Origin of the sequence: Mesorhizobium sp. M1A.T.Ca.IN.004.03.1.1, assembly GCF_003997555.1 — a bacterium.
Lineage (GTDB): Bacteria > Pseudomonadota > Alphaproteobacteria > Rhizobiales > Rhizobiaceae > Mesorhizobium.
In genome coordinates, this window is record NZ_RZTV01000003.1 from 674,694 (window position 1) to 701,465 (window position 26,772).

Annotated in this window: 29 protein-coding genes; 13 read left to right on the forward strand and 16 right to left on the reverse strand. The window is 63.6% G+C overall.

Features of this window, described 5'->3' with window-relative positions:
• Positions 1-74 precede the first annotated feature (74 nt).
• Positions 75-1,355, forward strand: coding sequence for an O-acetylhomoserine aminocarboxypropyltransferase (locus EOD29_RS13605; RefSeq protein WP_066989881.1), 1,281 nt, complete (start codon positions 75-77; stop codon positions 1,353-1,355).
• Between the two features lie 5 nt (positions 1,356-1,360).
• On the forward strand, positions 1,361-1,705 hold the full coding sequence (locus EOD29_RS13610; protein ID WP_067330127.1) for a cupin domain-containing protein: 345 nt from the start codon (positions 1,361-1,363) through the stop codon (positions 1,703-1,705).
• 17 nt (positions 1,706-1,722) lie between these two features.
• On the opposite strand, the gene EOD29_RS13615 is transcribed toward EOD29_RS13610, so the two are convergent.
• The 3 genes from EOD29_RS13615 to EOD29_RS13625 form a co-directional block, all read right to left on the reverse strand.
• Complete coding sequence (locus tag EOD29_RS13615) at positions 1,723-2,430, reverse strand: transporter substrate-binding domain-containing protein (protein ID WP_082954116.1); 708 nt, start codon at positions 2,428-2,430, stop codon at positions 1,723-1,725.
• Between the two features lie 26 nt (positions 2,431-2,456).
• On the reverse strand, positions 2,457-3,695 hold the full coding sequence (locus EOD29_RS13620) for a cytochrome P450 (RefSeq protein ID WP_127246951.1): 1,239 nt from the start codon (positions 3,693-3,695) through the stop codon (positions 2,457-2,459).
• 132 nt (positions 3,696-3,827) lie between these two features.
• Positions 3,828-4,550, reverse strand: a complete 723-nt coding sequence (locus tag EOD29_RS13625) for a hypothetical protein (RefSeq protein ID WP_127246952.1) — start codon at positions 4,548-4,550, stop codon at positions 3,828-3,830.
• 109 nt (positions 4,551-4,659) lie between these two features.
• Between EOD29_RS13625 and EOD29_RS13630 the strand changes: the two genes are divergently transcribed.
• Entirely contained in the window at positions 4,660-5,004 is a 345-nt protein-coding gene (locus EOD29_RS13630; protein ID WP_095801299.1) for a hypothetical protein, read from the forward strand.
• 17 nt (positions 5,005-5,021) lie between these two features.
• Positions 5,022-5,549, forward strand: a complete 528-nt coding sequence (locus EOD29_RS13635) for a gamma carbonic anhydrase family protein (RefSeq protein WP_095801300.1) — start codon at positions 5,022-5,024, stop codon at positions 5,547-5,549.
• A gap of 32 nt (positions 5,550-5,581) precedes the next feature.
• Here EOD29_RS13635 and EOD29_RS13640 read toward each other — a convergent pair whose 3' ends face one another.
• From EOD29_RS13640 to EOD29_RS13655, 4 genes are all read right to left on the reverse strand, one after another.
• Positions 5,582-6,133 (reverse strand): ankyrin repeat domain-containing protein, encoded by a 552-nt coding sequence (locus tag EOD29_RS13640; RefSeq protein WP_127246953.1) that lies wholly within the window; start codon positions 6,131-6,133, stop codon positions 5,582-5,584.
• Between the two features lie 249 nt (positions 6,134-6,382).
• On the reverse strand, positions 6,383-6,988 hold the full coding sequence (locus tag EOD29_RS13645) for a transglutaminase-like cysteine peptidase (protein ID WP_127246954.1): 606 nt from the start codon (positions 6,986-6,988) through the stop codon (positions 6,383-6,385).
• A 267-nt stretch (positions 6,989-7,255) separates the two neighbouring features.
• Positions 7,256-7,870, reverse strand: a complete 615-nt coding sequence (locus EOD29_RS13650) for a PilZ domain-containing protein (RefSeq protein ID WP_067321610.1) — start codon at positions 7,868-7,870, stop codon at positions 7,256-7,258.
• 171 nt (positions 7,871-8,041) lie between these two features.
• Positions 8,042-8,680, reverse strand: a complete 639-nt coding sequence (locus EOD29_RS13655; protein WP_127246955.1) for a PAS domain-containing protein — start codon at positions 8,678-8,680, stop codon at positions 8,042-8,044.
• Positions 8,681-9,101: 421 nt separating this feature from the next.
• Between EOD29_RS13655 and EOD29_RS13660 the strand changes: the two genes are divergently transcribed.
• From EOD29_RS13660 to EOD29_RS13675, 4 genes are all read left to right on the forward strand, one after another.
• A complete protein-coding gene (locus EOD29_RS13660) occupies positions 9,102-9,839 on the forward strand; it encodes a rhomboid family intramembrane serine protease (RefSeq protein ID WP_127246956.1) in 738 nt (245 codons plus the stop codon).
• A 104-nt stretch (positions 9,840-9,943) separates the two neighbouring features.
• A complete protein-coding gene (locus EOD29_RS13665; protein WP_066989480.1) occupies positions 9,944-10,375 on the forward strand; it encodes a CBS domain-containing protein in 432 nt (143 codons plus the stop codon).
• Positions 10,376-10,550: 175 nt separating this feature from the next.
• Positions 10,551-12,050 carry an Asp-tRNA(Asn)/Glu-tRNA(Gln) amidotransferase subunit GatB gene (gene gatB, locus EOD29_RS13670; protein WP_127246957.1) on the forward strand — a complete coding sequence of 500 codons (1,500 nt, stop codon included), beginning with the start codon at positions 10,551-10,553 and terminating at the stop codon, positions 12,048-12,050.
• Between the two features lie 4 nt (positions 12,051-12,054).
• Complete coding sequence (locus tag EOD29_RS13675) at positions 12,055-12,543, forward strand: GNAT family N-acetyltransferase (RefSeq protein ID WP_127246958.1); 489 nt, start codon at positions 12,055-12,057, stop codon at positions 12,541-12,543.
• Here the strand turns inward: EOD29_RS13675 and panC are convergent.
• Together panC and panB are read right to left on the reverse strand one after the other, a co-directional pair.
• Positions 12,540-13,403: a pantoate--beta-alanine ligase gene (panC, locus tag EOD29_RS13680; protein ID WP_127246959.1), complete on the reverse strand. Its 864-nt coding sequence runs from the start codon at positions 13,401-13,403 to the stop codon at positions 12,540-12,542. The genes EOD29_RS13675 and panC overlap by 4 nt on opposite strands.
• A complete protein-coding gene (panB, locus tag EOD29_RS13685; RefSeq protein WP_127246960.1) occupies positions 13,400-14,239 on the reverse strand; it encodes a 3-methyl-2-oxobutanoate hydroxymethyltransferase in 840 nt (279 codons plus the stop codon). Before panB ends, panC begins: the two co-directional genes overlap by 4 nt.
• A gap of 225 nt (positions 14,240-14,464) precedes the next feature.
• Between panB and EOD29_RS13690 the strand changes: the two genes are divergently transcribed.
• The 3 genes from EOD29_RS13690 (at position 14,465) to EOD29_RS13700 (ending at position 16,014) form a co-directional block, all read left to right on the forward strand.
• Positions 14,465-14,863: an NADH:ubiquinone oxidoreductase subunit NDUFA12 gene (locus tag EOD29_RS13690; protein WP_067321589.1), complete on the forward strand. Its 399-nt coding sequence runs from the start codon at positions 14,465-14,467 to the stop codon at positions 14,861-14,863.
• A 116-nt stretch (positions 14,864-14,979) separates the two neighbouring features.
• Positions 14,980-15,561, forward strand: a complete 582-nt coding sequence (locus EOD29_RS13695) for a DUF2155 domain-containing protein (RefSeq protein ID WP_067321586.1) — start codon at positions 14,980-14,982, stop codon at positions 15,559-15,561.
• Between the two features lie 69 nt (positions 15,562-15,630).
• A complete protein-coding gene (locus EOD29_RS13700; RefSeq protein WP_066989496.1) occupies positions 15,631-16,014 on the forward strand; it encodes a hypothetical protein in 384 nt (127 codons plus the stop codon).
• A 9-nt stretch (positions 16,015-16,023) separates the two neighbouring features.
• Here EOD29_RS13700 and aat read toward each other — a convergent pair whose 3' ends face one another.
• From aat to EOD29_RS13730, 6 genes are all read right to left on the reverse strand, one after another.
• On the reverse strand, positions 16,024-16,641 hold the full coding sequence (gene aat / locus EOD29_RS13705) for a leucyl/phenylalanyl-tRNA--protein transferase (protein ID WP_066989498.1): 618 nt from the start codon (positions 16,639-16,641) through the stop codon (positions 16,024-16,026).
• A 23-nt stretch (positions 16,642-16,664) separates the two neighbouring features.
• Positions 16,665-18,008 carry an acetyl-CoA carboxylase biotin carboxylase subunit gene (gene accC / locus EOD29_RS13710; RefSeq protein WP_066989500.1) on the reverse strand — a complete coding sequence of 448 codons (1,344 nt, stop codon included), beginning with the start codon at positions 18,006-18,008 and terminating at the stop codon, positions 16,665-16,667.
• A gap of 19 nt (positions 18,009-18,027) precedes the next feature.
• The gene (gene accB, locus EOD29_RS13715; RefSeq protein WP_067321651.1) at positions 18,028-18,495 is read right to left on the reverse strand and encodes an acetyl-CoA carboxylase biotin carboxyl carrier protein; all 468 of its coding nucleotides are present in this window, start codon (positions 18,493-18,495) and stop codon (positions 18,028-18,030) included.
• 26 nt (positions 18,496-18,521) lie between these two features.
• Positions 18,522-18,956, reverse strand: a complete 435-nt coding sequence (aroQ, locus tag EOD29_RS13720) for a type II 3-dehydroquinate dehydratase (protein WP_066989889.1) — start codon at positions 18,954-18,956, stop codon at positions 18,522-18,524.
• Between the two features lie 200 nt (positions 18,957-19,156).
• Positions 19,157-19,960: a DsbA family protein gene (locus EOD29_RS13725; protein WP_067321649.1), complete on the reverse strand. Its 804-nt coding sequence runs from the start codon at positions 19,958-19,960 to the stop codon at positions 19,157-19,159.
• Between the two features lie 57 nt (positions 19,961-20,017).
• Positions 20,018-21,409: a M48 family metalloprotease gene (locus EOD29_RS13730; protein WP_127246961.1), complete on the reverse strand. Its 1,392-nt coding sequence runs from the start codon at positions 21,407-21,409 to the stop codon at positions 20,018-20,020.
• 207 nt (positions 21,410-21,616) lie between these two features.
• Here EOD29_RS13730 and EOD29_RS13735 point away from each other — a divergent pair, with 207 nt between their 5' ends.
• Both EOD29_RS13735 and EOD29_RS13740 read left to right on the forward strand, forming a co-directional pair.
• The gene (locus EOD29_RS13735; RefSeq protein WP_127246962.1) at positions 21,617-22,765 is read left to right on the forward strand and encodes an aminotransferase class I/II-fold pyridoxal phosphate-dependent enzyme; all 1,149 of its coding nucleotides are present in this window, start codon (positions 21,617-21,619) and stop codon (positions 22,763-22,765) included.
• Between the two features lie 5 nt (positions 22,766-22,770).
• Positions 22,771-23,700 (forward strand): glutaminase, encoded by a 930-nt coding sequence (locus EOD29_RS13740; protein WP_164763755.1) that lies wholly within the window; start codon positions 22,771-22,773, stop codon positions 23,698-23,700.
• A 102-nt stretch (positions 23,701-23,802) separates the two neighbouring features.
• On the opposite strand, the gene EOD29_RS13745 is transcribed toward EOD29_RS13740, so the two are convergent.
• Entirely contained in the window at positions 23,803-26,757 is a 2,955-nt protein-coding gene (locus EOD29_RS13745; RefSeq protein WP_127246964.1) for an Rne/Rng family ribonuclease, read from the reverse strand.
• Between the last annotated feature and the right edge of the window lie 15 nt (positions 26,758-26,772).

Genomic DNA, 26,772 nt, shown 5'->3' on the forward strand with positions numbered 1-26,772 from the left:
TTGTTCTTTGCATTCACGACCGCGCTTGGCCAAGAATGCCCGGCGATTTTCGCAAGTTTGAGAGGGAGGCTTCGATGACCCGTACGCCCGGTTTCAACACGCTCGCCGTCCATGCCGGCGCCAAGCCGGACCCGGCGACCGGCGCGCGCGCCACGCCGATCTATCAGACCACCTCCTACGTCTTCGATGACGCCGACCACGCCGCCTCGCTGTTCGGGCTGAAGGCCTTCGGCAACATCTATACCCGCATCATGAACCCCACGCAGGCGGTTCTCGAGGAGCGTCTCGCCGCGCTCGAAGGTGGCACTGCCGCGCTGGCCGTCGCCTCCGGCCACGCCGCCCAGGTCATCGTCTTCCACAATCTGATGCGGCCGGGTGACAATTTCGTATCTGCCACAAAGCTTTATGGCGGCTCCATCAACCAATTCGGCCACGCCTTCAAGAATTATGGCTGGGAGGTCCGCTGGGCCGATACCAACGATCCATCGACCTTTGAGAGCCAAATCGACGACAACACCAGGGCGATCTTCATCGAAAGTCTCGCCAATCCGGGCGGCATCTTCGTCGACATCGAGAAGATCGGCGACATCGCTCGCAGGCACGGCCTGCCGCTGATCGTCGACAACACGCTGGCCTCGCCCTATCTCGTGCGGCCGATCGAGCATGGCGCCGATATCGTGGTGCATTCGCTCACCAAGTTCATCGGCGGCCACGGCAATTCGATCGGCGGCGCCATCGTCGACGGCGGCACCTTCGATTGGTCGAAGTCGGGCAAATACCCGATGCTGTCGGAGCCTCGCCCTGAATATGGCGGCCTCGTCCTGCACGAGACTTTCGGCAACTTCGCCTTTGCCATTGCCGCGCGCGTGCTCGGCCTGCGCGACCTCGGCCCGGCGATCTCGCCCTTCAACGCCTTCCTGATCCTGACCGGCCTGGAAACCTTGCCGCTCAGGATGCAGCGTCATTGCGACAACGCAGCGAGCGTCGCCGCCTGGCTTTCCAACCATCCGAAAGTCGCCTGGGTGAACTATCCCGGACTGCCGAGCGACAAGAACAATGCGCTGCAGAAGAAATACTCGCCGCAGGGTGCCGGCGCCGTTTTCACCTTTGGCCTCAAGGCCGGCTACGAGGCCGGCGTCAAGTTCGTCGAGGCGCTGGAACTGTTCTCGCACCTCGCCAATGTTGGCGACACCAAGTCGCTGGTCATTCACCCGGCCTCGACCACGCACCGGCAACTGTCCGACGAGCAGAAGGTAAAGGCCGGTGCCGGCCCGGACACGGTCCGCCTGTCGATCGGCATCGAGGACGTCAACGACATCGTCGCCGACCTCGAACAGGCGCTGAGCAAGGTCTGAGCGCGATGTCCGCCTTTCTCGCGCTTGATCCCGAAACTGTCGAGCCGGAGGCCGGCGCGCCGACCCCGGAACGCTTGATCTCCGGCGATCCGAAATTCCGCACCTGGAATGTCGAGGAGCGGGACGGCAGCCTTTATGCCGGCATCTGGGAAGCGACGCCGGGCAAGTGGCGCATCGTCTATGACGAATGGGAGTTCTGCCACATCCTGTCCGGCGTCTCGGTGATCGCCGAAGACGGCGGCGACGCGCGCACGGTCAAGGCCGGCGACAGTTTTGTGCTGCGGCCGGGTTTCAATGGCACCTGGGAAGTGCTCGAGACGACGCGTAAGGAATATGTGATCAAGCTGTGAAGCGCGCTTGCCGGCGGTTAGAGCAGCCGGTCGACATCCGCATCGGAGAAACCGAATCCGGCCATCAGGTCGCGGTGCCAGCGGCTTCCAAGCAGGTCGCCCAGACCGTCATCGACACGCCGCCTCAACGCGTCGTTGCCTTTGGCGACCGCAAACGCGCCGGCGGCGGGCAACCGTTCGGACGCGGGAACGTCAATGACATCGGCCAGCGCAGCCGGTCGCCGCGCGATGTAGCCGCGATGCGCCATGGCAACGCTGGCATAGGCCTGCACCATGCCGGTAGCCACCGCCTCCGCTGCCTCGGCCTGCGTGGCGAACACACTGATCCGCTCCGGCGGCACGCCATTCTCAAGTGCCGTCCGATGCTGGATCTGATTCGATATCACTCCAAGCCCCGCGGAAGGGTGGCCTGCAAGAGAGCGATAGCCCTCAAGGTCGAGCGGGTTGCCCTTGGCGACCATCAAGCCGTCCGGCAGCGACCAGATCGGGCGACTGAAGTCCACCAGCTTGCTGCGCTCTTCTGAGATGAACAGACCGGTGGTCATGTCCCAGCGACCGTCGGCCAGTCCCGGCAGCAACTCGGCGAATTCAGTCTCGACGGGCGTGAAAGCCATCGTTTCGGACATCGCGAAGATCTTCTCGGCCAGCATAGCGTCGCAGCCGCCGACTTTCCCGGATGCATCGGTGAAGCAGAAGGGAGGTTCCTGCAGAAAGGCGAATCTCATTTTCCAGGCCTTCGGATTTTTGCGGCTCAGAAGCGCACCGAGAGCGCTTCCAATCCATGAAAATGATAGGTGTCGCGGAAGCGCGGCTCTTCCGTCAGGCCTAGATCCGGCAGCCGGTCGAACAGCGTCTTCAGCGACACCTGCAACTCCAGCCTGGCCAGCGGCGCGCCGATGCAGAAGTGGATGCCGGCGCCGAACGACACGTTCTTCTGGTCCGTCCGCGCCGGGTTGAATGTGGCCGGTCCGGCGAAAGCCAGCGGGTCGTGATTGGCCATGCCGAGCAGCAGCGCCACCGTCTCTCCGGGCTTGAGCAAAATGCCCGGAGCAGCTTCCATCTCTTCATAGGCATAGCGCAGGAACATGTGCAGCGGCGCATCGTAGCGCAGGCATTCCTCGACCGTGGCGGCATTGGCCTCCGGTGTTGCAAAGAAGCGGCGCCCATCGCCGCCCTGCGCGAGGATCGTTCTCACGGCATTTCCGGTCTGGTGCACAGTCGCTTCGTGCCCTGCGTTGAGCAGAAGGATAGCTGAGGAAACCAGCTCCTCCTCCGAGAGCTTCTGGCCGTTGTCCTGGGCCTCGATCAGCAGCGAAAGCAGATCGTCGTCGGGTCTCTTGCGCCGCTCGGCGACATAGCCGCGCAGGAAAGCCGCGAAATCGTGCGCGGCGCGGTTGGCCGTCCCCTCGGTCTCGCGCGTGCGGCCGTGCATGTACATGGCGACCATCTGATGCGACCAGTCGAGCAGTTGCGGCCCCATCTCGACCGGAACGCCGAGCATCTCGGCGATGATGGTGATCGGCAAGGGCGAGGCGTAAGCGGGCAGAAGATCGACGGAGCCCGGCTCGAAGCGGTCGATCAGCTCATTGGCCAGAGCCTCGATGCGCGGCCGCAGCCGCTCGACCTGGCGCGAGACGAAGGCCCGATTGACCAGTGTCCGCAACCTCGTGTGCACCGGCGGCTCGAGCTCAAGCATCGAATTGGCTTCGATGGCGTCGAAGGCGGTCAGGTGCGAACGGTCGCCGCCAACCCCGCGGCTGTCGGGAATGCCGGCCGGGTTCTGGCGGCCGAAGCGACGATCGCGAAGCAGGCGGTTGACGTCGTCGAAGCCGCCGAAACACCAAAAACCATAATTCTCCCAGAAGAAGGCGTTCGAAGCGCCGTGCAAGAAGGCGTAGCCCTGATACGGGTTCTGCACAAAGGCCGGTTCATGCGGGTCGAGGCGCAGGCGGCGGCTGACGGGGTCGAACGTGAGATAGGGTGGCATCATGTTCGACCAATAGCGCGCCTTGCCGGCCCGATGCCAGACCGCATCGCCGAGCCGGTCGTGCCGATATATTGAGCCAGGCTGGCCGCTGGAGAGGAAGAGCGGGTGGCGCGCCCATGGCTCCGGCGCAGCGCTTCAGCGTCCCGTTTTCAGGATACCGGCCACCTTGGTGGCGATCGCGGCATCGAGCACCTGCCAGTTCCCGAGCAACTCGCGCGGGAAGCGGTAGGTGAGGCTGAGATCGTCGCCGACCTGGATGTCGCGCTCGCAGGGGGCCAGCGATTCCTCGGCACTTGGGCCGCTCAGGCAGCGGGCGACGAACGGGTCCTTGCCGGGGCGGTCGGCGACCGCCAGGACCTCGTTGAGATAGCCCGATTTCTCGGCGAAGCCGTAGAGCGTCGTCCCGCCCGGGCCGGGTGTGCCCGGCTTGACGATCAGGGCGCTGTAGATCGGCGCGAAACGGCCGCTCATGTCGCGCGAGATCATCCGCGGCTCGAATGACAGGAAGATGATCTTCCTGGTCGTGGTGTGGTTGAAGTCGCCGCGCGCGGCGGTGCTGTAGCCGTCCATTTCAGGATAGCGCAGATAAAGGTCGAGGCGCGAGGCGTTTCCGTCGCGCCTGGCCTGGTCGAAGCGGATGAAGTTGGCCGGCACACTGATCACATTATTGCCCATGACGACCTGGCGCACGGTCGTGTCGTCGGTGTAGCCGGCCATGGCGATCGACCGGCCGAGCCATTTGCCGCCGAGACTGATAGCCACCGAAAGCAGGGCGAGCGCCGCGAAGACATAGAAGACCCGCTTCATCAAGGTCGAGTCGACAACCTCGAATTCCTCCGCGGCGGCTGCCTCTCTCATCCCAATTCCCCGATCCGCTCACCTGTCCTCAGGTGGCACAACTGGCGCGGCATGGCTCTTGCAGCGCGTCGGCACGACTGTGCGGTCTCATGGTAAACGGTTGGTAAAGATGGATCTCATGCTGCTCCCTCTCTACGCTTTTGCGGTCGGCCTGACGGCTTGCGGCCTCGCCGGCTCGGCGATGGAAATCGTCTGCGGTGGCCGGCTGGCCTTCGCCGAACCCTATGTCACGCCTGCCCATATTGTGCGCTCGCTCGCGGTGACCGCCTGCGCCGGCCCGTTCATGCTCACCAATGATGCTCTGGCTGCGCGGCGCGAGGGACGCATCGGCACGCTGGCGCTGCTTTCCTGCGGCTGCACGGCGATTGCCTGGGCACTGGCGCTCGGCATCGTGCTGATCACCATTGCTTCCTGGGCAACGGGTCTCCTAAGCTCCGCCGAATTCTCGGCTTGAGACGAATCGGAGAAAAGATGCCGATCTATGCGATCGACGGGAAGGCGCCCCGGTTCGAGGACGCCGAAACCAATTGGGTGGCGCCCGACGCCACGCTGATCGGCGATATCGCGATAGGCCGCAATGCCGGCTTCTGGTTCGGCGTCGTCATCCGCGGCGACGGTGAAACGATCACCATCGGCGCCGACACCAATGTGCAGGAACATACGGTCATGCACACCGATCCGGGCTATCCGCTCACCATCGGGCAGGGCTGCACGATCGGTCATCGCGCCCTGCTGCATGGCTGCACGGTCGGCGACAGCAGCCTGATCGGCATGGGCGCCATCGTGCTCAACGGCGCGAGGATCGGCAAGAATTCGCTGGTCGGCGCCGGCGCTTTGGTGACGGAAAACAAGGTTTTCCCGGACAATTCGCTGATCGTCGGCTCGCCCGCCAAGGCGATAAGGGTGCTGGATGACGCGGCAATCGAGAGGCTGCGGGTCTCGGCCGCGCACTATGTCGCCAACGGCAGGCGCTTCAAGACCGGATTGAAGGAGCTGTGACAGCGGTTCAGTCCGCCGCTTCGCCCGCGACCTTATTCACTGCGTCGGGACATTGCCTGACGCAGCAGCGACGCCCCCGCTTCGAAACCGGCGCGGTCTGCACCTTCCAGGGCGGTTTCACAATCATCGATGCGCGTCCTGAGCGACGGATCCGCGCCCGACGCCAGCAGCAGGCGGATTGCCTCGGCGTCGCGCTGCGCCACGGCGTAATGCAGAGGCATCCAGTCGTTGACCCCGCGCATGTTCGGGTCGGCGCCCTGCTCGAGCAGGATCTGGATAAGCTGCAGCCTGTCCGGCCGCTCGGTGGATAGCGCGGCGATGATCGACGGGAAGCCGGCGGGATCCTCGTAATTCGGATTCGAGCCTGCATCAAGCAGCGTGACGATGAAGCCGGCCGGGCTCCAATAGATCGCGTATTCCAAGGGATGGCCGAGGCCGAGCTCGAACGGCATCCTCTCGTCGTACCATTGCGCGGAGCCGCCGAGCGCCTTGCCAAGCCCATCGAAATCGCCCGCCTTGAAGGCGTCGTCTATCGCCTTGAACAGCTTGGCGCGCTCGCAGCGGTCGTCAGGGATTTCCAGCATCGCCGTCCATCCAAAAATAAACGGCCATAGTGCTCCGGTCTGCCGTTACGAGAAAGGCCCGCAGGCGGCGGCAAAAAAAGCGGAGCCGGCCCGGGGACAGGGCCGGCTCCTAAAACCCGGTCGTTGGGGACGGGGAGGGTGGGGACTCGACCGGGCTTTTTCCAGGCACGCCGTATGAATGCGGCGTGCTTAATCTCTTCGTGTTGCCCCAAAAGCCCTGCGCATCTTGGGGCAGCATGCATTGGGATCCTAGCGGACGCTGGCGACCGCGTCCTCGCGGCCGTCGTTGATCGAAACCCAAACGCCTGAATTCTCTGTCGATTGACGTTTGAGGTAGGTGTAGACCGTGTCGTTCCAGGCGAGCACTTTCGGCTCGAGATTGTCGAGGATGAACTCGCCGAGGCTGGTGCGCACCGTCAGCACCGCGTGGCCGTCGCCGTTCGGCTGGCGCACGACCGTCATCAAAAGGTCGCCGGCGGGGACACCGGCGGCCATTAATTCGCGGCGCTTCTCCAACGCGAAGTCCTCGCAGTCGCCGAAACCGTTGTCGGGATAGGCCCAGTATTCCTCGACCCCGTAGATCTCCATATCGGTACGTGGCTTGACGCGGATGTTGACCGAATTGTTGACCTTGATCATCGTCGCCCACAGCTTGCGGGTCAGCTCGACAGGAGACCCATTCGGCGTCCTCTCATTGCATTCGATGGGGATACGCTGGCAGAGTTCATAATGGCCGACGGGCTGGGCGGTGCGGCCACCCGTATGCATAAACAGCGGTCCCGCGCTTGCCGTGCCCCAGGCGGAAAGCTGCATCGCCATTGCCAAGAGCAACAGCTTGCCCCTCGTCATTTTCATTATGGTAGTCTCCCCGTTTGAGAGAGACTGTGCCACGTTGGGATTTATTTGACGCAAAAACCGGAAGTAGAGATTGAGTAAAACGCCCGTAGATTAAATATAAAATTTGAACTATCTCGACTGCGGATTGTTGAGAATCTAAACCGGCCGCCGCACCCGGATCACGTGGCTTCTCGACATGCCGCCCGGCTGCTAGAAGGCCCTGATCCGGCCAACAAAAAACCGGCCGCTGGAGGCCGGTTGGATGCATGTCCGCATTCTAAGCGGTCAGGACCGCGGCGCGTTGAATTCCGAATCCAAGGTTTCCGGCCGCTGGATGACGGCAAACTCAATGGCGACGCCGTCCTCGAAGTGACGCACGACCTGGCCGCGCATCGTTCCCAGCATGACCTGCACGCCGATTGCTGGTTTGACGTCGATCTCGATCGCCGCGCCCGAGAGCGACAGGTCGATGATGCGGCACTGATACTGTCGCCCGTCGGTGAGCTGCAGCACGCTCATCGGATTGCGCGGCGCGACGCGCTCGTGGCGGCGGTCTTCCGGCAGGTCGAGCTCATGCTTGTTCGCAAGCCAGGTGAGCTGCGCGGCGAGCTTGTCCTTCTTGCGGTCCGAAGCGATGACGGTCATCGCGAAACCGTCCTGCGAGGTGCGCGTCACGATGCCTTCGATGCGACCGATGTGATCGATATAGGCAATGACCTTTTCCCCCGGCATGCCGACGCGATCGGTGCGCAAGGCGACATTGCCTGGCGACATGTCTATCACCTGGCACGCGTGTTCCGTGCGGTCCTCCAGCATGAAGCGTCCGTAGATTTTCACCCGGACACGCTGAAAATTGCGCCGCTCCACACGGGACGGCGCAAATTCCGCCGCTGACCTCATGACTGCCTACACCCCGTTGGCATTCCGCGCGACGTGCGAGGAATTTCACCGGAAAAAGCTACAGCAAAGCAGGTTAACAAACGGGAAAAAGCCGGCCCAAATGGGTTGGGGGCGGACGCCCACGCAAGGCAAAGGCCTGGACCAGATCGGGGCAAAATCTCGCGCTCCGCTCTACTCGTTGCGCCCGCCGTCGAAGACGACGAGATGCCGTATCCGGCGTACGCGGCCGAGCGCCGAAATGATCTCGGGCGCGTCGAACTCCGTCGGCACGAGCGACGGAACATCGATCGCCGGCCGGTTCTTCAGGAACATCGGGTCCTTGTCGGGATCGATGACCCGGATCGCGTCGATCAGGGCGTCGGCGAGCGGGTCGGCACCAAGCCAGAACGGCCGATCCGCGGCGCTGACGATGCCGAGGCAGCGAGGGCTCTCGACGCCGCCATCGAGCGGCAGCGCCAGCAGCTCGAACTTGCTGGAACGACCGTTTCGGCTGAATCCTTCATACGTCAGAAGCAGCACCGATTTCTGGTCGAAGACGCCGTGGATGAGACGCGACATAAGCCGCTGGTCCTTCTCGCGCCAGAGCGAGGGGAAGGAAAACCCTTTGAGCTCGCGGCCGTAATAGGCGCAGAGCCTGGTGCCGGCCAGCCGGAACACGGCTTCGGCGCGTGTGTCGCGCTCCAGGATGAATGTATCGGCCAGGAGCGTCTTGATGTCCGCCGGCTCCACTTCCGAGCGTTTCGGAGCCGGGCGGCCATCACGCAGCCGGTTCCAATATTGGAACAGCGCGATTGATCCGTTCTGATTCATTTCCATTCCGCTCCGGCAATCTGTCTTTCTTGTTGTCCCATCGGCGAACAGACAGGGCGCCCTCCGATGACCTTCATGCGGTGCGGAGCAGGATGCGTGCCAGCATCGTTAACGTTTGTTCACGTCTCGGGGCCGTTAAGGTTAACAAGTGGTTTACGTTGCACGCCGACGGGGCCTGTGGCACATCAAAAAGCACTCCAAAACGGTCGTTTCAGCAGCGATCGGCAGCACTTCAGTCAGTTTTCGGGGAGCAGGGGACTCGACCGGCCGTTCAGGGAAACCTGGACGGCTTTCTTTTGATTCGCGTCGCCGATCCAGGCCCTATCCGATTCAGCTTGGGGCGATTCGCGATTTGTGATTCGATCAGGCGTGAACTACATGCTCGGCCGAAATCGAGTCTCCAGCCAGCTGCGAAGAGGCCATGAGCGAGCCGGTAACACCGACCGAATCCGAATTGCAACCAGATGACGAAGCGCCGGAGCCGCGCCGCGAGCCGGTGTTCAACTTGCCGCCGGTTGTGCTGGCGGTGATGGGGATCTGCGCGATCGTCTTCCTGCTAGAGCGATATGTGCTGAACGACGACCAGCAAATGACGCTGCTCTACGACGGAGCCTTCATTCCGGCGCTCTACACCGGTCAATACGGCTTCGACTGGTTCCTGTTCACGCGCCCCTTCACCTATGCCTTCATGCATGGGGGCCTCGCTCACATTGCCGTCAACATGGTCTGGCTTGCCGCTTTCGGCTCACCGCTCGCCAATCGTTTCGGCGCGGCCCGGTTTGCGGTGTTCTACGCCGTGACCGGGCTGGCTTCGGTAGCGCTGTTCTGGGCCATGCACCCTTATGGCGAGATGCCGCTGGTCGGCGCTTCGGGCGCGATCTCGGGCATGATGGGAGCGGCGGCGCGCTACGGCTTCCGGATCGATCGCTCGTCAGGCCAGGCGGCCTTCGCCGGCGAGCCGTTGCCGATCGCAATCGTGCTGCGTTCGCGCGGCGTCATGACCTTCCTCGGCGTCTGGATGGTGATCAACCTCGCCACCGGCCTTCTCGGCTTTGCGCCGGGGATCGAAGGACAGATCGCCTGGGAAGCCCATATCGGCGGCTTTGTCGCAGGCTTTTTCGGCGTGCGTTTTTTCGATCGGCCCCAGCCGTCCGAGTAGCGCTGCGGCGCACTTGAAATGCAACCAATCACGGCGCACCATGTTCACCGGAACGTGAATGCCGGTCAGGGCAGGAGCCGGCGGGCAAGGCACAGGAGGACGCCATGACTGTGAAGGCAATTCTTGAGCAAAAAGGCCATGACGTGTTCACACTCGGGCCTAATGAAAAGCTGAGCGAAGCCATTCGCATCCTGACCGAGCATAGGATCGGCGCGCTGGTCATCACCAATGGCGACCGCAAGATCGTCGGCATCCTTTCCGAACGTGACATCGTGCGAGTGCTGGCCAGGGAGGGCGCGGCCGCGCTCGATATTCCGGTCCGATCGGCCATGACGCCGAAGGTCAAGATCTGCAACGAGAACCACACGGTCAACGAGGTCATGGAGATCATGACGAAGGGTCGCTTCCGCCACCTGCCGGTGGAGAAGGACGGGATGCTCGACGGCATCGTGTCGATCGGCGATGTGGTCAAGCGCCGGATCGAGGATGTCGAGCGCGAGGCCGAGGAGATCCGGGCCTACATCGCCACCGCCTGATACAGGCGGGAAGGTGCCGCCAGCACAGCCCGTGGGCTTACAAGCGCAAGCTGCCTGGAGGCCTGCGCGCGGCTTTGGACTTGTCTCAAGGAACGGTTTGCACTAGCGAGTGATGCGATTATCGCAACGCGATAAGCAAAATCGCGCCAGCCACGAATGCGACCCATAGGCCTCCATGAGCATCATCGATACCCGCACGTCCGACCCGAAACGCCTGATCTCCGGCGCCACCGGCGACTGGGAAATCATCATCGGGCTCGAAGTGCATGCGCAAGTGACGTCCGAGGCAAAGCTGTTCTCCGGCGCCTCGACCTCTTTCGGCGCGGCGCCCAACGCCAATGTCAGCCTGGTCGACGCGGCGATGCCCGGCATGCTGCCGGTGATCAACGAGGAATGCGTCAAGCAGGCGATCCGCACCGGGCTGGGCTTGAAGGCCGCGATCAACCACAAGTCGGTCTTCGATCGGAAGAACTATTTCTACCCAGACCTGCCGCAGGGCTATCAGATCTCGCAGTACAAGCAGCCGATCGTCGGCGAAGGCAAGGTGATCGTCTCGGTCGGACCGGACCGGCAGGGCGAGTTCGAGGACATCGAGGTCGGCATCGAGCGCCTGCATCTGGAGCAGGATGCCGGCAAGTCTATGCACGACCAGCATCCGACAATGTCCTATGTCGACCTCAACCGGTCCGGCGTTGCGCTGATGGAGATCGTCTCCAAGCCGGACATGCGCTCTGCCGACGAGGCCAAGGCCTATGTCAGCAAGCTGCGCACCATAATGCGCTATCTCGGTACCTGCGACGGCAACATGGACGAGGGTTCGCTGCGCGCCGACGTCAATGTCTCGGTGCGCCGCCCGGGTGGCGCGTTCGGCACGCGCTGCGAGATCAAGAACGTCAACTCGATCCGCTTCATCGGCCAGGCCATCGAGTCCGAAGCGCGCCGTCAGATCGCCATCCTCGAAGACGGCGGCTCGATCGAGCAGGAGACGCGCCTATTCGACCCCAACAAGGGCGAGACGCGCTCGATGCGCTCCAAGGAAGAGGCGCATGACTACCGCTATTTCCCCGACCCCGACCTTCTGCCGCTGGAGTTCGACCAGGCCTATGTCGATGATCTGGCACAGCATCTGCCGGAACTCCCGGACGAGAAGAAGGCGCGGCTGATCGGCTCGCTAGGCCTATCGCCCTACGACGCCTCGGTGCTGGTCTCGGAAAAGCCGATTGCCGACTATTTCGAGAAGGTGGCCTCGGGGCGCGACGGCAAGCTTGCCGCCAACTGGGTCATCAACGACCTGCTGGGCGCTCTCAACAAGGCTGGCAAAGATATTGAAAACGCTCCGCTTTCGCCTGAGCAGCTCGGTACCGTCGTCGACCTGATCAAGGAGGGCACGATCTCCGGCAAAATCGCCAAGGACCTGTTCGAGATCGTCTGGAACGAGGGCGGTGATCCGCGCCAACTGGTCGAAAGCCGCGGCATGAAGCAGGTGACAGACACCGGCGCCATCGAGAAGGCGGTCGACGAGGTCATCGCCGCCAATCCGGACAAGGCCGAGCAGGCGCGCGCCAAGCCGACCATGGCCGGCTGGTTCGTCGGCCAGGTGATGAAGGCGACCGGCGGCAAGGCGAACCCGCAGGCGGTCAACGAGCTGGTCAAGGCCAAGCTCGGCATCGAATAGAGCGATGTTCGTCCGCACCGCCAGCGAGCACGATCTTGTTGCGATCCGCGCGCTGCTGGTCGAGACGTGGTATGCGATCTATGACGCCATCTACGGCGCCGAGCATGTAACGGCGATCACCGACGACTGGCATTCTCTTGCTTCGCTCAAGGCGCAGCTGGCCCGGCCGAATTCCGAATTCCTGGTCGCTGACGATGGCAAGCGGCTTGGCGGCATGACTTTCGCGACCGCCACCACCGACCCGAAGATCGTCCTTCTGAACCAGCTCCACGTATCTCCGGATTGTCAGCGGCAAGGGATCGGCCAGGCGCTGCTCGACGAAGTCGAGGCCAGTTTTCCGCAGATGCGGACGCTGCGTCTGGAGGTCGAGCAGGCGAATGCGGCGGCGATCGCCTTCTACGAGGCGAACGGATTTCGGACGGCAGGCAGGACAGCGGATTGCGGCGGCAGTTCGGGATGGCCCGCGCTCATCCTGGAGAAGCGGCTCGGCTAAAGCGCCGGCGGAGCGGCAGGGATTTCCACATTGTCGATCAGCCTGGTGGTGCCGAGCCAGGCCGCCGCGAGCAGGCGGCCGTCGCGGTCTCGTCGCCAGGGCGCGAGCGTTGCGGCCTCCCGCGCGGCGACGTAGTCGACCTTCCGAAAGCCCGCCCTGACGAGCGCTTCGGCAGCCGCATTCACCGCACGTGCCTCATCCGCGCCGGACGCGAGTTCGGCCGCGGTCTGACGCAGAACCACGTTGAATTTGCGCGCGATCTCGAGCTCGGCCGCGCCGAGATAGGCGTTGCGCGACGACATGGCGAGGCCGTGGGAATCACGCACGGTCGGCGCGCCGACGATCTCGACCGGCAGATCGAGATCACGGCACAACTGCCTGACAACGCAAAGCTGCTGGTAGTCCTTCTCACCGAACACGGCACAGTCGGGCGCTGCCTGCAGGAAAAGCTTGGCCACGACAGTGGCGACGCCGTCGAAGAAGGCAGGCCGAAAATCCGTCTCCAGGCCGGAGGAGGGGCCTCCGACCGAGATTTTGGTGGCGAAGCCGGCCGGGTACATTTCCGCCACGCCTGGCGTGAAGGCCAGATGCACGCCTGCTTCCCGCAGTTGGTCGAGATCGCGGGCCAATTGGCGCGGATATTTGTCCAGGTCCTCGGTCGGCGCGAACTGGGTCGGATTGACGAAGACGGAGACGACGCAGCGCTCCGCCTTTTCGAGCGCGATCCTGACCAGCGAGATGTGGCCGTCATGCAGCGCGCCCATGGTCGGCACCATCGCGATCTTGAGGCCAGCCCGGCGCCAATCCCGGATCTGCGCGCGAAGGGCCGCAACGCTCTCGACGACGATTGGCCCGCTCATGCCTGGTCCTTGCCCGATGCCGCCGAAAAAACGTGGTCAGGTCCGGGAAATGCGCGGCTGCGCACCTCGTCGGCGTAACGCGCCGCCGCATCCGCAATGGTGTCGCGCAGCATTGCGTATTCCTTGACGAATTTCGGCACGCGGTCGACGGTCATACCGATCATGTCGTCTACGACCAGGATCTGGCCGTCGCAGTCGCCGCTGGCGCCGATGCCGATGGTCGGGATCGCGATATGACCGGTGAGGTCCGAAGCCACCGCCTCGACCGTGCCCTCGATGACGACCGAGAAGGCGCCGGCCTTTTCAACCGCTTCGGCGTCGCGAAAAAGGGCGGCGATGTTTTCCCTGCTCCTGCCCTTGATCTTGTAGCCGCCGTCCTTGTCCACCGACTGCGGCTGCAGGCCGATATGGCCCATGACCGGGATGCCTTCCGCGACGATTGCCGCGATCTGCGCGGCCATGTCGACCCCGCCCTCGAGCTTGACCGCCTGGCAGGCCGTCTCGCCGATGATGCGCCTTGCCGAGGCAACGGCTTGCGCCACTGAGGCCTCGTAGCTGCCTGCCGGCATGTCGACCACCACACAGGCCTTCGCCGAGCCGCGCATCACCGCTTGTCCATGCGCGATCATCATCTCCAGCGAAGCGCCGAGCGTCGTGGCATGGCCATGCAGCACCATGGCGACGCTGTCGCCGACCAGAAGCAGGTCAACATGCGGATCGAGCATGCGGGCTATCGGATAGGTATAGGCGGTGAGACAGACGATCGGCACGCCGCCCTTGCGGCGGCGAATGTCTTCGGCGCCGATCCGATTGCCGGTGGACCGTTCTGGGGCCAATCGTCACCTCCCTCAACCGGCGCGGGCCGGCCGCCAGCTTTGCCGGGCGTGCGAGCTTTAGAAACTGCGCAAACGCTTGGCAAGCCGAGGTGGCGATATCTCCACGCGTGTATCGATTTAGCGCACGAAGCATTTACATCGCAGGCTGGGCAAAACCCTTGCCTTCGCGTTGACCTGACGCCATAAGCAGGAAACGGCGCGGCCGCTGCCGCAACGAGGATCTGGATGAAGACTTTCCTGCTGCAGTTTTTCACCTGGTGGAACAGCCAGACGCTTGGCACGCGCTTCCACACCTGGCGCTTCGGCAACAAGGTCGGCGAGGACGAGGTCGGCAACGTCTATTACGAGGGCGGCATCGATTCGGAAGGTCGCACCCGCCGCTGGGTCATCTATCGTGACTATTCCGAAGCCTCGAAGATCCCTCCGGGATGGCATGGCTGGATGCATCATCGCGTCGACACGCCTCCGTCGAGCGAAAGCTATAAGGCTCGTGATTGGCAGAAGCCGCACCGTCCCAACCTCACAGGAACGCCGGGCGCCTATCGCCCGCAAGGTTCCATTCTGACCAACCAGCATCGCCCGCAAGTCACCGGCGACTACGACGCTTGGACGCCCGGTTCGTAAACGCGTTTCGGTCTTTTGTCGCCACAATTGGCGTTTAGCTGCTTGCTGATAGCGCAGCCCTGACTAGCCTTGGGCGATTTAGAGAATCACCCGGGCGCAACCACCGGTATCCCTGCATGAACTCTTTCGGCCGACTCTCGACGGGACTGTTCGCGGCAGCGTCCGTTCTGGCTGCCTCGACGGCAGGGTTCGCCGCCGCGCAGACACCGGCGGCGCCGGCGGTCTCCGACCGCATCACCAATCCGGTCGCCGAATTCGCCGGCATCGACAAGATCACCGGCCGCATCATCACCTTCGACGTCTATATCGACGAGACGGTGCAGTTCGGCGCCCTGCAGGTGACGCCGCGCGTCTGCTACTCTCGGCCTGAGACCGAACAGCCGAAGACCGATTCCTTCGTCGAGGTCGACGAGATCACGCTCGATCGCAAGATCCGCCGTATCTTTACCGGCTGGATGTTCGCCGAAAGCCCCGGTCTCAACGCGGTCGAGCACGCCGTCTATGACGTCTGGCTGAAGGGCTGCAAGCAAAAATCGGACGTGCCGCCGCCGACCGCCGCCAAAGCCGATACGGGCAAGCCGAAGACGAATGCCGCCAAGCCGAAGCCGCCCGTGCAGGAGCCGCCTGCCGAGGCAGCGCCTGAGCCGTCGGACGCGGCGCCCGCGCCGGATGGCGCCGACACCACAGACACGAACTGATCTCGGAACTCTCGGAACCCTCTTTTTCGCAATCCGTTGGATAAACGGTGATGGCGACGGGAGATTTCCATGGCAACGATCAGGCCGATCACTGCCAGCAAGAAAGAGCTTCTCGATATCGAGAAAGGCTTCTGGACCGGCGATTCCGCATATTTCGCGGCCCACGCCGATGTGGATTGCCTCGTCGCCTTTCCGGAGATGGCGCAGGCGATGACCAATGCCGATCTGGCCAAGACCGCCACCAAGCCCAATCGCTGGCGCGATCTCGACATTCGGCTGAAAGGCATGGTCGAACCCGGCAGCGATATCGTCATGCTAACCTACGAGGCGCGCGCGACGCGGGAAAACGGCGAGCCCTATGCCGCTCTCGTCAGCACCGGCTATGTTCATCGCGCCGATGGCTGGAAGATGATGTTTCATTCCCAGACGCCAATTGAAACTGCGAGCGGGTGACCGCTTATCTCAGGGATAAAAGACCGCGTCGCCCTTCAGGGCCTCGGCCAGCATTTTTTCGTAGCGGCTGCGCGGCACGTCGATGGCGCCGAAGCGCTTCAGGTGCTCGGTGGTGAACTGCGTGTCGAGGAGCGCGAAGCGGCGTTCGTTCAGCCGCTCGACGAGATAATAGAGGCAGGTCTTCGAGGCGTCGGTTTCCCGGGCGAACATGCTTTCGCCGAAGAAGACGCGCCCGAGTGACACCCCATAGAGACCGCCGGCCAGCCGGCCCTCGCGCCACGCCTCGACGGAATGGCAGTGGCCCAGCCGATAGAGCTCGACATAGGCTTCGCGGATCGGCGCGTTGATCCAGGTCGAGCGGCGCTCGTCGCGCCTTTCCGCGCAGCCGTCGATCGTCGCCTCGAAGTCGAAATCGTAGCGGATGTCGAAAGGGTGCCTGCGGATCGTCTTCTTCAGACTGCGCGGCGTGTGGAATCCGTCGAGCGGGATAATGCCGCGCGTCTCCGGCCGCACCCAGAACACTTCCGGGTCGGTGGCGCTCTCTGCCATCGGGAACACGCCCGAGGCATAGGCTTTCAGCAGCAGGTCGGTCGGGATGCGGTAGCCGGGCGCGTAGGGACGAGTCATTGCGCCATTATAACCGCAAGATCCTATTCCTCCTTGGCCAAATATTTCTCAAGCCAGTGGATGTCGTAATCGCCGTTGGCGATATCCGGATTTCCGACGAGGTCGCGGAACAGCGGCAGCGTCGTCTTGATGCCGTCGACGACGAATTCGTCGAGCGCCCGGCGCAGCCGCATCATGCATTCGACGCGGTTGCGCCCATGCACGATCAGCTTACCGATCAGGCTGTCGTAATAGGGCGGGATCCGGTAGCCGGAATAGACGCCGGAATCGACGCGGATGCCGAGGCCGCCCGGCGTGTGGAAATGCGTGATCGTACCGGGCGACGGCGTGAACGTGCGCGGATCCTCGGCGTTGATGCGGCACTCGATGGCGTGGCCGTTGAACTTGATGTCTTCCTGCTTGACCGACAGTCCGCCGCCGGAGGCGACACGGATCTGTTCATGCACGAGGTCGATGCCGGTGATCGCTTCGGTCACCGGATGCTCGACCTGCAGGCGTGTGTTCATCTCGATGAAATAGAATTCACCGTTCTCGTAGAGGAATTCGATCGTGCCGGCGCCGGAATAGCCAAGATCGGCGATCGCCTTGGCGCAGATGCCGCCGATGCGCGCACGTTCCTCGGCGTTGAGGGCCGGTGAGTTCGCTTCCTCCCACACCTTCTGGTGGCGGCGTTGCAGCGAGCAGTCGCGCTCGCCGAAATGCACGCCGCGTCCGGCGCCGTCGCCGAACACCTGCAATTCGATATGGCGCGGCTTTTCCAGATATTTCTCGATGTAAACGGCGTCGTCGCCGAAGGCAGCGCCGGCTTCTGATCTGGCGGTCTGCAGCGCCACTTCGAGGTCGGCTTCGGTGCGGGCGACCTTCATGCCGCGGCCGCCGCCGCCGGCCGAAGCCTTGATGATCACCGGATAGCCGATCGCGGCGGCAATGCGCTTTGCTTCCTTCTCGTCGCTGATCGCGCCGTCCGAACCAGGCACCACCGGGATGCCGAGGCGCTTTGCCGTGCGCTTGGCTTCGATCTTGTCGCCCATGATGCGGATATGGTCGCCCGAAGGGCCGATGAAGGTGATGTTATGGGCGGCGAGGATATCGGCGAACTTGGCGTTTTCTGACAGGAAGCCGTAGCCCGGGTGCACGGCATCGGCGCCGGTGATCTCGCAAGCGGCGACGATCTGGTGAATGTTGAGATAGCTTTCGCGTGACGGCGGCGGGCCGATGCAGACGCTTTCGTCGGCAAGCCGCACATGCATGGCGTCGGAATCGGCCGTCGAATGGACCACCACCGTCTGGATGCCGAGCTCCTTGCAGGCGCGCAGCACCCGAAGCGCGATTTCGCCGCGATTGGCGATGAGGATTTTTTGGAACATCTGCCCGCTGTTCCCGGCTCTACTCGATGACCACGAGCGGCATGCCGTATTCGACCGGCTGGGCGTCCTCGATCAGGATCGCCGTCACCGTTCCGGCGCGCGGCGAGGGAATCTGGTTCATCGTCTTCATCGCTTCGATGATGAGCAGCGTCTGGCCTTCCTTCACCTTCTGGCCGATCTCGATGAACGCCTTGGCGTCGGGCGAGGGCGCGAGATAGGCGGTGCCGACCATCGGCGAGGGCACGGCGTTCTTGGAAGGATCGGCTGCCGTCGCGGGCGCGGCCGCTACCGCCTGAGCCGGCCCGGCAACCGCCGCGGACGGCATAGGAAGCGGAGCAGCGACCGCGTGGACGGCCTGAGACTGACGCGACACGCGCACTTTCAGATCGCCGAGCTCGACCTCGATCTCGGTCAGGTTGGTGTCGTTCAGTATGCCCGCCAAGTCGCGGATCAGCTGCTGGTCAACACCGTTCTTCTTTATCGACATTTTCGAGCCTTCTGTTTGGGAGCCGGTCACAGGCGCGCCGCCAGAGCCTGCAGCGCAAGCGTATAGCCGAGTGGCCCGAACCCGCAGATCATGCCGACAGCGACCGGCGCGACCATGGAGACGTGGCGGAAAGGCTCCCGCGCGTGGATATTGGAAAGATGGACTTCAGCGACGGGCAGCGGCGCGATGGCGCGGATGGCGTCGTGAATGGCAATCGAGGTATGGCTGTAGGCCCCGGGATTGATGACGATGCCTGCGGCCTTTTCACCGGCTTCCTGGATCCAGTCGACGAGATCACCTTCGTGATTGGACTGACGAAAATCGATCTCGAGCCCGAGCGCCGTGCCGGCGGCCTTGCAATCCTCGGCGATGGCGGCAAGCGTCTTGCCGCCATAGATCCCCGGCTCGCGCTTGCCGAGTGCATTGAGATTGGGACCGTTCAGGACGAAAATCGTTTTCAAATATGCCGACCTCTTCGGCGCCGGCCTCAAGCCGGCGCGCCGGACCTCTATAATGGGCATATCCGCCCGCGAAAAGAGCGCAAGTACGTTCTTTCGCTGTCCACAACAGGCGGAAAACCGCCTGTTATCGCGACTCGCAATCGCTTAGAGCATGATCCCGAAAACTGTGCAGCGGTTTTCGGAAAAGACCATGCCCAAACCTAGAGCGCGCTCTTGGCCTGCTCGATCTTCTCCGCCAGAACCTGCTGTCCGAGCGCGCCGAACACCACCTCATTGCCGACCACATAGGACGGCGTGCCGGTGATCGACAGCTTGGTGGCGAGATCGTAGGTGCGCGAGAGCGCTTCGTTGATGCTCGGATCCTTCATCTTCTCGCGCAGCTTCGCCTCGTCGGCACCGAGCGAAACAGCGACCTTCATGGCGGTGGATTCGGTGGCACGGCCCTGGCTGCCGAGCAGCGCAGTGTGGAACTCGCTGTACTTCTCCGGCATCATCAGATGGAAGGCCATCGAGACCACGCTGGCCTTTTGCGAATCCGGGCTGAGGATTGGAAACTCCTTGAGCACGAAGCGCAGGTCCGGATCGGCTTTGGTCAGCGCCTTCATGTCCTCAATGGCGCGTTTGCAGAAGCCGCAATTGTAGTCGTAGAACTCGACGATGGTGACTTTGCCCTTCGGGTTGCCGACCACGCCGTCGAAGGTGGAGTTGAAGATCTCGTCCTTCGCATCCTTGATGACGCCGAGTGCGGCGAGCCGCTGCTCTTCCTTCTGCTTGGCCTCGAGCGCGTCCTGAACCTCGAGCAGGACCTCGGGGTTTTTCAGCAGATAGTCGCGGATGATGCCTTCGACCTCCTTGCGGTCGATCTTGCTGTCCGCCGAGGCCACCTGGATGGCTTGCGTCGTGTCGGCCCTAGCGGCCTGCGGGCTTCCTGCCACGAAGCCGAATGCCAGCATGCCGAGCGCCACCGCCACGCCGGCGCTGCCGAGCAGGATTGCCTTGTTCATGATCAGTTCCTTCTGCCTGTCCCGGTCCAACCTGGTCGCCGTGCGCGGCCGGGAGGTTCACTTGAGTTTGTTAGATGGCGTGTAGTTTATGATATCCTGCGCGCGAAGCCAGCGGGGCTCGCCGCGCTTCAATTTCTGTTGAGCGCGCATGGCGAAGATCTTCGCGTTCTTATAGTCGGCCGAATAGAAATGGCCCTCCGCTGTCGCAAGGTCGGCGGCCGGGATTTGCCCCAATTCGCCATAGGCTTGAGCCAGATAGCGGTAGGCTACGGCGTTTTCCTTGTCGCGCCCGATCCCGCTGTTGAGCTGCGCCACCGCTTTGTTGATTGAGTCCGGCGTGCCGACCGCCATCAGCGCCTGGCCGAGCGAGACCAGCAGCAAGCCGGACCGCGCCGCGTCGAGGCTCGCCGCTTTGGCATAGGCATCCGCGGCGTCCTTGGGCCTGTTGGCCTTCATCAGGATGTCGCCGCGCAGTTCCTGGAAATAGGGGTTCTTCGGCTGTTCCTTGATCAGGGCCGCGGTTTTCGTCAGCGCGGCGCCAGGATTGCCGTAGAGATAGGTCTGCTGCGCGTCGCCATAGCGCGAGGCAAGGCTGGTCGGGTTCTTGCGCATCAGCCGCGCCACGGCCGCCTGGCCTTGCATATAGGCCGCGATCTTGATGCGCATCATGTCATGCCGCTGCTGCAGCGCCGGCGCGTCGACCTGGCTGACATATGGGCTCGCCTTGACCAGCACCTCGAGATTGGCGATGCGCTCCCGGGGCATCGGATGGCTGATCCGGTAAGGATCGAGCTGGGTGCCCGACAGCGAAAGCGCGCTCTGGAAGCGCCCGAAGGTCTTCAGCATGCCCATGCCGGACTGGCCGGTGGCATTGAGGTAGGTGATCGCCGAGCGGTCGGCGGTGATTTCTTCGCCGCGCTGATAAGCAAGGATGCTGCGCTGCGCCATCTCGCCGCCGCCGGCGGCGACGCCCATGCCGGCGCCGGCAAGGCCGCGGCTGTTGGTAGTGGCGCCGGCCACGATCGCGCCCGCCCCGAGCAGCGTGGCGATGATGGCCATGGTCTTGGCGCGATCGAGTTGATCGCGCAGCTTCTGCTGGTGGCCGCCGGCAATATGGCCGGCCTCGTGCGCGATGACGCCGATGATCTCGTTCGGCGTCTCGGCCGTCACTAGCGCGCCGGTGTTGATGAACAGGCGGCGGCCGGTCACGAACGCATTGAAGCTCTGGTCGTTGACCAGAACGATGTCGATCCCGTCATTGGCAAGGCCCGCCGCCTTGAAGATCGGTCGGGCATAGTCGCGCACCAGCGCCTCGATCTCGGCGTCGCGCACCACCGGCACGCCTTGCGCGAAGGCGCTCAGCGAAGTGGACACCGCGACGGCGGCGGCAAGCAGGAGCGTCGCGAACCCGCGCGCGGTTCGCCCTATTGCGGTCGATCTATCGATCATCGTTCGGGTCGGCTCAACATGACAGGTCCACTGGTAGACGAGCGGGCGAAGGATGAAAAGTCGGCGCCGATAACTTCCTGCGCGCTTGTGATCCCCACACCAATCGGGCATTTGTGCGGCGCTGCCGTCGAACTCCCGGCAGTTCCAGGGCAAGCGAGCGATGGTTTGCCTGTGGATTTGCCAACCAAAGGCAGGCTGAAGAGTCAGATGGTCGTTTCGCTTTCACGCCGCGGCGAGGTCGAGCCGTTCCACGCCATGGATATTCTGGCCGAGGCCAACCGGCTGAAGGCGACCGGGATTCCCGTGGTGTCGATGGCGGTCGGCCAGCCGTCGGACCCGGCGCCGGTCGGCGTCCGCGAAGCCGCCGCTCTCGCGCTGAAGCACGGCCGCATCGGCTACACCGATGCTCTTGGCCTGGCGGAGCTGCGCAAGGCGATCGCCGCGCACTATGGCGAGCATTACGGAATCGATGTCGCGCCCGCCCGTATCGCCGTCACTACCGGCTCGTCGGCCGCCTTCAACCTGGCTTTCCTGGCGATGTTCGATCCCGGCGACCGCGTCGCCATCGCCGCGCCCGGCTATCCGGCCTACCGCAACATCATGGCCGCGCTTGGCATCGAAATCGTCGAGATCGAGCTTGGCTCGGACGCCTATCTGCATGCCGACCACCTGAAGAGCGCACATCGCGAGAAGCCGTTGAAAGGCGTGCTGTTTGCCAGTCCAGCCAATCCGACCGGCGCGGTCATTCCAGCCGACGAGCTTTCCGCGTTGGTGAAGACCGCGGACGAGCTTGGCATCGCGGTGATCTCGGACGAAATCTATCACCGGCTGGCCTATGCCGCGCCCGACGTCACTGCACTTGCCTGTGGCGCCGGCGTGACGGTGATCAACTCCTTCTCGAAATACTATTGCATGACCGGCTGGCGCATCGGCTGGATGGTGCTGCCGGACGAACTGGTGCGGCCGGTCGAGCGCATCGCGCAGAGCCTCTACATCTCGCCGCCGGAACTGTCGCAGGTCGCGGCGGTCGAGGCCTTCAATGCCACGCAAGAGCTGGAAGCGGTGAAGGCGCGCTATGCCTGGAACCGCGACCTGCTGATGAAGCGTCTGCCGGAGCTGGGCTTCCTGCTCGCGGCGCCCATGGACGGCGCGTTCTACGCCTTCTGCGATGTCACGCGGCACACCAATGACAGCATGGCCTTCGCGCGCAAGATGCTGGCCGAGGCGCATGTGGCGGCCACGCCCGGCCGTGATTTCGATCCGCTCCAGGGCCATCGCACCATGCGCTTTTCCTATGCCGGCAGCCATGACGACATGGTCGAGGCGCTGGCGCGCATCGAAAGTTGGCTGAAATAGACGCTATGCCCGAGCTTGAACAGGCGCTGGCGGAAGTGGCCGCCGAAATGACCGAGCGCAGCGATCGCGGCGATGTCGCCACCTATATCCCGCAGCTCGGCAAGGTCGATCCGAAGAAATTCGGCATTGCCGCCGTGACCAATGACGGGCGCATCATCCTTGCCGGCGATGCCGATCAGCCCTTTTCTATCCAGAGCGTCTCGAAGGTGTTCACGCTGACCCTGGCGCTGGGCAAGGTCGGCGATGCGTTGTGGCAGCGTGTCGGCCGCGAGCCGTCGGGCAATCCGTTCAACTCGATCGTCCAGCTCGAGCATGAGAGCGGCATTCCGCGCAATCCGTTCATCAACGCCGGCGCCATCGTCGTATCCGACATCCTGCTTGCCGGCCACCAGCCGCGCGAGGCGATCGGCGAGATCCTGCGCTTCGTCCAATTCCTGGCCGACGACAACACGATCATCATCGACCGCGAGGTCGCGGCCTCGGAACGCGCTACCGGCTACCGCAACTTCGCTCTGGCCAATTACATGAAGTCCTTTGGCAATCTCGACCATGAGCCGGAGCTGGCGCTGGGCGTCTACTTCCATCATTGCGCCATCGCCATGAGCTGCCGGCAGCTCGCCATGGCCGGCCGCTTCCTCGCCAATGGCGGTCGGAACCCGGCGACCGGGCTGTCGGTAGTGTCGACCGAGCGTGCGCGCCGCATCGGCGCGCTGATGCTGACCTGCGGCCACTATGACGGCTCCGGCGATTTCGCCTTCCGTGTCGGCATTCCGGGTAAGAGTGGCGTCGGTGGCGGTATTCTTGGCATCGTGCCGGGCGTCGCCTCGCTCGCCGTCTGGTCCCCCGGCCTCAACGAGAACGGCAATTCAAAGCTCGGCTCCATAGCGCTTGAGAAGCTCGCCAGGATGATGAACTGGTCGATCTTCGCGCCTTAGCAGGTGCTGGGGCGCAAGATTGGAAGGCCAGAAAACGAAAATCCCGCGCCGGGCGGCACGGGATCTTCTGTTTAACAACTAAGCCTAATGAGCTGACAGAGCTTAGAAAAAGCCCTTCCGCTGCCACCAGCCGGCACGCTTCGGCTTTTCTTCGGTCTTGGCTTCCTCGCTGACGTTGGACGAAACGACGGGGACAGCCGGCGTGTCGATCGACTGCGGTTTGCGCCGCGTCGGATGGGCATTGACCTGCGCTTCGGCCTCGGTCGGAGCAGCAGCGGCCGCTGTCAGCTCCGGTTCGGCGGCCGCAGGTTCAGCGGGAAGTTCCGCCGCCCGCTCGGGCGCTTTCTCGGAGACGGTTTCCTCGACAGCCTTCTTCGATCGCGGTGCACGGCGAGGCTTCTTCGGCTTCTCCGTTTCCGCGACATCGTCATTGGCGGGCGAGGGCGCGGCCTGCTCTTCGGCTGCAGCGACCGGCGGCGCGCCTTCGGGAGCTTCGACTTCCGCTTCTTCGCCTTCGAAACCATCGCCGGCATCGGCATCGGCAGGGATTTCGCCTTCCTCGCGGCGATTGCGCTTGCCGCCGCGCTTGCCGCGACGGCGCTTCTTGCCCTGCCCCTCTTCGGCTGCTTCCGCCCCGGCCGGTGCTTCAGCCGTTACCTCGGCTGTCGCTTCGCCAGCAATCGTGCCGGCGTCCGCAGGTGCGGGGGCCGAGACGGCATCGCCATGGCCTTGATGCTCGCGGTCGCGATCCTTGCCGCCGCGCCGCCGACGGCGTTTGCGGCGCTTGCGGCCGCCTTCGCCGTCCTCGGACCGATGCGGATGCTGTCCCTGCTGTGGATGGCGCGGCTGTTCGGCCTGAACCGATACCTCTTCTTCCTCCTCGACGACGATCTCGTCCTCGGGCTCTTCCGGCTCGACATAGGTCGGCAGGCTGCGCACCTCGACGAAGCCTTCCGGCTTCTCAGCCACCGCGCCGCGGAAGATCGCGTAGTGTTGCGCGCCCAGCGTCTCGTCGGCTTCGAGCGTGATGCTCAGGCCGAACCGGGCCTCGAGCTCGACCAGATTGGCGCGCTTGTGGTTGAGCACATAAAGCGCGGTCGCCGCCGGCGTGCGCACTGTGATGTGGCTGCGCGAATCCTTGAGCAGGAATTCCTCGATTGCCCGCACCACCATCAGCGCCACCGAGGAGTCCGATCTCACATGGCCTGTGCCGCCGCAATGCGGGCAGGGCTTCATCGTCGATTCCAGCACGCTGGCACGGATGCGCTGGCGCGACATCTCCATCAGGCCGAAATGCGAGATGCGACCGACCTGGATGCGGGCGCGATCGTTCTTGAGGTGATCCTTCAGCCGCTTCTCGACCGCGCGGTTGTTGCGGTTCTCCTCCATGTCGATGAAGTCGATGACGATCAGGCCGGCAAGGTCGCGCAGCCTGAGCTGCCGCGCGACTTCCTCGGCGGCCTCCAGATTGGTGTGGAGCGCGGTGTCTTCGATCGAATGCTCCTTGGTGGAGCGGCCGGAGTTGACGTCGATCGAGACCAGCGCCTCGGTCTGGTTGATGATGATGTAGCCGCCGCTCTTCAGCGTCACTTGCGGCTGCAGCATCCGGTCGAGCTGCGCCTCGATGCCGTTGCGCACGAAGATCGGCGTGGTGTCGCGGTAGGGCTGAACCACCTTGGCATGGCTCGGCATCAGCATCCGCATGAAGTCCTTGGCCTCGCGGTAGCCGTCCTCGCCGGAGACCAGGATCTCGTCGATATCCTTGTTGTACAGGTCGCGGACCGAGCGCTTGATCAGGCTGCCTTCCTCATAGACCAGGGCAGGGGCCGTGGACTGCAGCGTGAGATTGCGGACATTCTCCCAAAGCCGCATCAAATATTCATAGTCGCGCTTGATCTCGGCCTTGGTGCGGCTTTCGCCGGCGGTGCGCAGGATGACTCCCATGCCCTGCGGCACCTCGAGATCGGCGACGACCTCCTTCAGCCGCTTGCGGTCCTGGGCATTGGTGATCTTGCGCGATATGCCGCCGCCACGCGCGGTGTTCGGCATCAAGACCGAATAGCGGCCGGCGAGCGACAGATAGGTGGTCAGCGCCGCGCCCTTGTTGCCGCGCTCTTCCTTGACGACCTGGACCAGTAGGATCTGGCGGCGCTTGATGACTTCCTGGATCTTGTACTGGCGGCGCACCGGCTTGCGGCGGTTGCGAACCTCTTCAAGCGCATCCTCGGCGCCGACCGATTCGATTTCGTGTTCGTCCGAATGTGCGGACGAAACTTCTTCGAGCATGCCGCGATCATCGTCGCTGGGAGCGGCTTCCTCGGCCGGAGCGACCTCGCTGGTCGATTCGGCCTGCACCGGTTCCGAAATCACATCCGCATCGATGCTCGCGGCGATCGAAGTGGGGCCGCTCTCGGAAGGCTGGCGATTCTCGCTGTCGGTCGCATCGGCGTCTTCGGTGTCGCTGCCGGCTTCGGGGGCCTTGTTCTCCTCTTCGCCGGCTGCCTCGGCTACGGTCTCAACGGTTTCGGAGCCTTCGGTGGCTTCGGTCGAGGTATCGGCCGCATCGCCGGGCTCATCAGCGGAAGCGCTGGAAGCTGCGACCTCATCGGCGCTTTCGCCGCCTTCGTCGGCACCGGCAGCATCGGAACCGCGCTTTTGCTCGGCCCGGTCGCGGTTCTTGCCGCCGCGCCGGCGGTTGCGGCGGCCGCCGCGATCGCGCGCCTGCTGTTCCTCGCCGGTCTCGGCCTCCTCGTCCTCTTCGTCGTCCGCCTCCTGCGCTTCGGCGCGCAGCAGGGCCTGACGGTCGGCGACCGGGATCTGGTAATAGTCGGGGTGAATTTCACTGAAGGCGAGAAAACCGTGACGGTTGCCGCCATATTCGACAAAGGCTGCCTGAAGGGAAGGTTCGACGCGGGTTACGCGGGCGAGATAGATGTTTCCTTTGAGCTGCTTCTTGTCCTGAGATTCAAAGTCGAATTCTTCGATGCGGTTACCGCGAACGACAACAACGCGTGTTTCCTCCGGGTGGGAGGCGTCTATCAGCATCTTGTTGGGCATTATTTCGTTTCCTCC

Coding starts and splice junctions, on each gene's coding strand:
- aat (WP_066989498.1), bottom strand. CDS start 16,641: ATGACTCGTCCCTACGCGCCCGGCTACCGCATCCCGACCGACCTGCTG.
- EOD29_RS13660 (WP_127246956.1), top strand. CDS start 9,102: ATGAGCGAGCCGGTAACACCGACCGAATCCGAATTGCAACCAGATGAC.
- EOD29_RS13625 (WP_127246952.1), bottom strand. CDS start 4,550: ATGAGAGAGGCAGCCGCCGCGGAGGAATTCGAGGTTGTCGACTCGACC.
- EOD29_RS13620 (WP_127246951.1), bottom strand. CDS start 3,695: ATGATGCCACCCTATCTCACGTTCGACCCCGTCAGCCGCCGCCTGCGC.
- EOD29_RS13730 (WP_127246961.1), bottom strand. CDS start 21,409: ATGATCGATAGATCGACCGCAATAGGGCGAACCGCGCGCGGGTTCGCG.
- EOD29_RS13675 (WP_127246958.1), top strand. CDS start 12,055: ATGTTCGTCCGCACCGCCAGCGAGCACGATCTTGTTGCGATCCGCGCG.
- EOD29_RS13695 (WP_067321586.1), top strand. CDS start 14,980: ATGAACTCTTTCGGCCGACTCTCGACGGGACTGTTCGCGGCAGCGTCC.
- EOD29_RS13690 (WP_067321589.1), top strand. CDS start 14,465: ATGAAGACTTTCCTGCTGCAGTTTTTCACCTGGTGGAACAGCCAGACG.
- panC (WP_127246959.1), bottom strand. CDS start 13,403: ATGAGCGGGCCAATCGTCGTCGAGAGCGTTGCGGCCCTTCGCGCGCAG.
- EOD29_RS13700 (WP_066989496.1), top strand. CDS start 15,631: ATGGCAACGATCAGGCCGATCACTGCCAGCAAGAAAGAGCTTCTCGAT.
- EOD29_RS13725 (WP_067321649.1), bottom strand. CDS start 19,960: ATGAACAAGGCAATCCTGCTCGGCAGCGCCGGCGTGGCGGTGGCGCTC.
- EOD29_RS13735 (WP_127246962.1), top strand. CDS start 21,617: ATGGTCGTTTCGCTTTCACGCCGCGGCGAGGTCGAGCCGTTCCACGCC.
- EOD29_RS13635 (WP_095801300.1), top strand. CDS start 5,022: ATGCCGATCTATGCGATCGACGGGAAGGCGCCCCGGTTCGAGGACGCC.
- accC (WP_066989500.1), bottom strand. CDS start 18,008: ATGTTCCAAAAAATCCTCATCGCCAATCGCGGCGAAATCGCGCTTCGG.
- EOD29_RS13640 (WP_127246953.1), bottom strand. CDS start 6,133: ATGCTGGAAATCCCTGACGACCGCTGCGAGCGCGCCAAGCTGTTCAAG.
- EOD29_RS13630 (WP_095801299.1), top strand. CDS start 4,660: ATGGATCTCATGCTGCTCCCTCTCTACGCTTTTGCGGTCGGCCTGACG.
- EOD29_RS13740 (WP_164763755.1), top strand. CDS start 22,771: ATGCCCGAGCTTGAACAGGCGCTGGCGGAAGTGGCCGCCGAAATGACC.
- EOD29_RS13650 (WP_067321610.1), bottom strand. CDS start 7,870: ATGAGGTCAGCGGCGGAATTTGCGCCGTCCCGTGTGGAGCGGCGCAAT.
- gatB (WP_127246957.1), top strand. CDS start 10,551: ATGAGCATCATCGATACCCGCACGTCCGACCCGAAACGCCTGATCTCC.
- EOD29_RS13615 (WP_082954116.1), bottom strand. CDS start 2,430: ATGAGATTCGCCTTTCTGCAGGAACCTCCCTTCTGCTTCACCGATGCA.
- accB (WP_067321651.1), bottom strand. CDS start 18,495: ATGTCGATAAAGAAGAACGGTGTTGACCAGCAGCTGATCCGCGACTTG.
- EOD29_RS13745 (WP_127246964.1), bottom strand. CDS start 26,757: ATGCCCAACAAGATGCTGATAGACGCCTCCCACCCGGAGGAAACACGC.
- EOD29_RS13605 (WP_066989881.1), top strand. CDS start 75: ATGACCCGTACGCCCGGTTTCAACACGCTCGCCGTCCATGCCGGCGCC.
- EOD29_RS13655 (WP_127246955.1), bottom strand. CDS start 8,680: ATGAATCAGAACGGATCAATCGCGCTGTTCCAATATTGGAACCGGCTG.
- EOD29_RS13610 (WP_067330127.1), top strand. CDS start 1,361: ATGTCCGCCTTTCTCGCGCTTGATCCCGAAACTGTCGAGCCGGAGGCC.
- EOD29_RS13665 (WP_066989480.1), top strand. CDS start 9,944: ATGACTGTGAAGGCAATTCTTGAGCAAAAAGGCCATGACGTGTTCACA.
- EOD29_RS13645 (WP_127246954.1), bottom strand. CDS start 6,988: ATGAAAATGACGAGGGGCAAGCTGTTGCTCTTGGCAATGGCGATGCAG.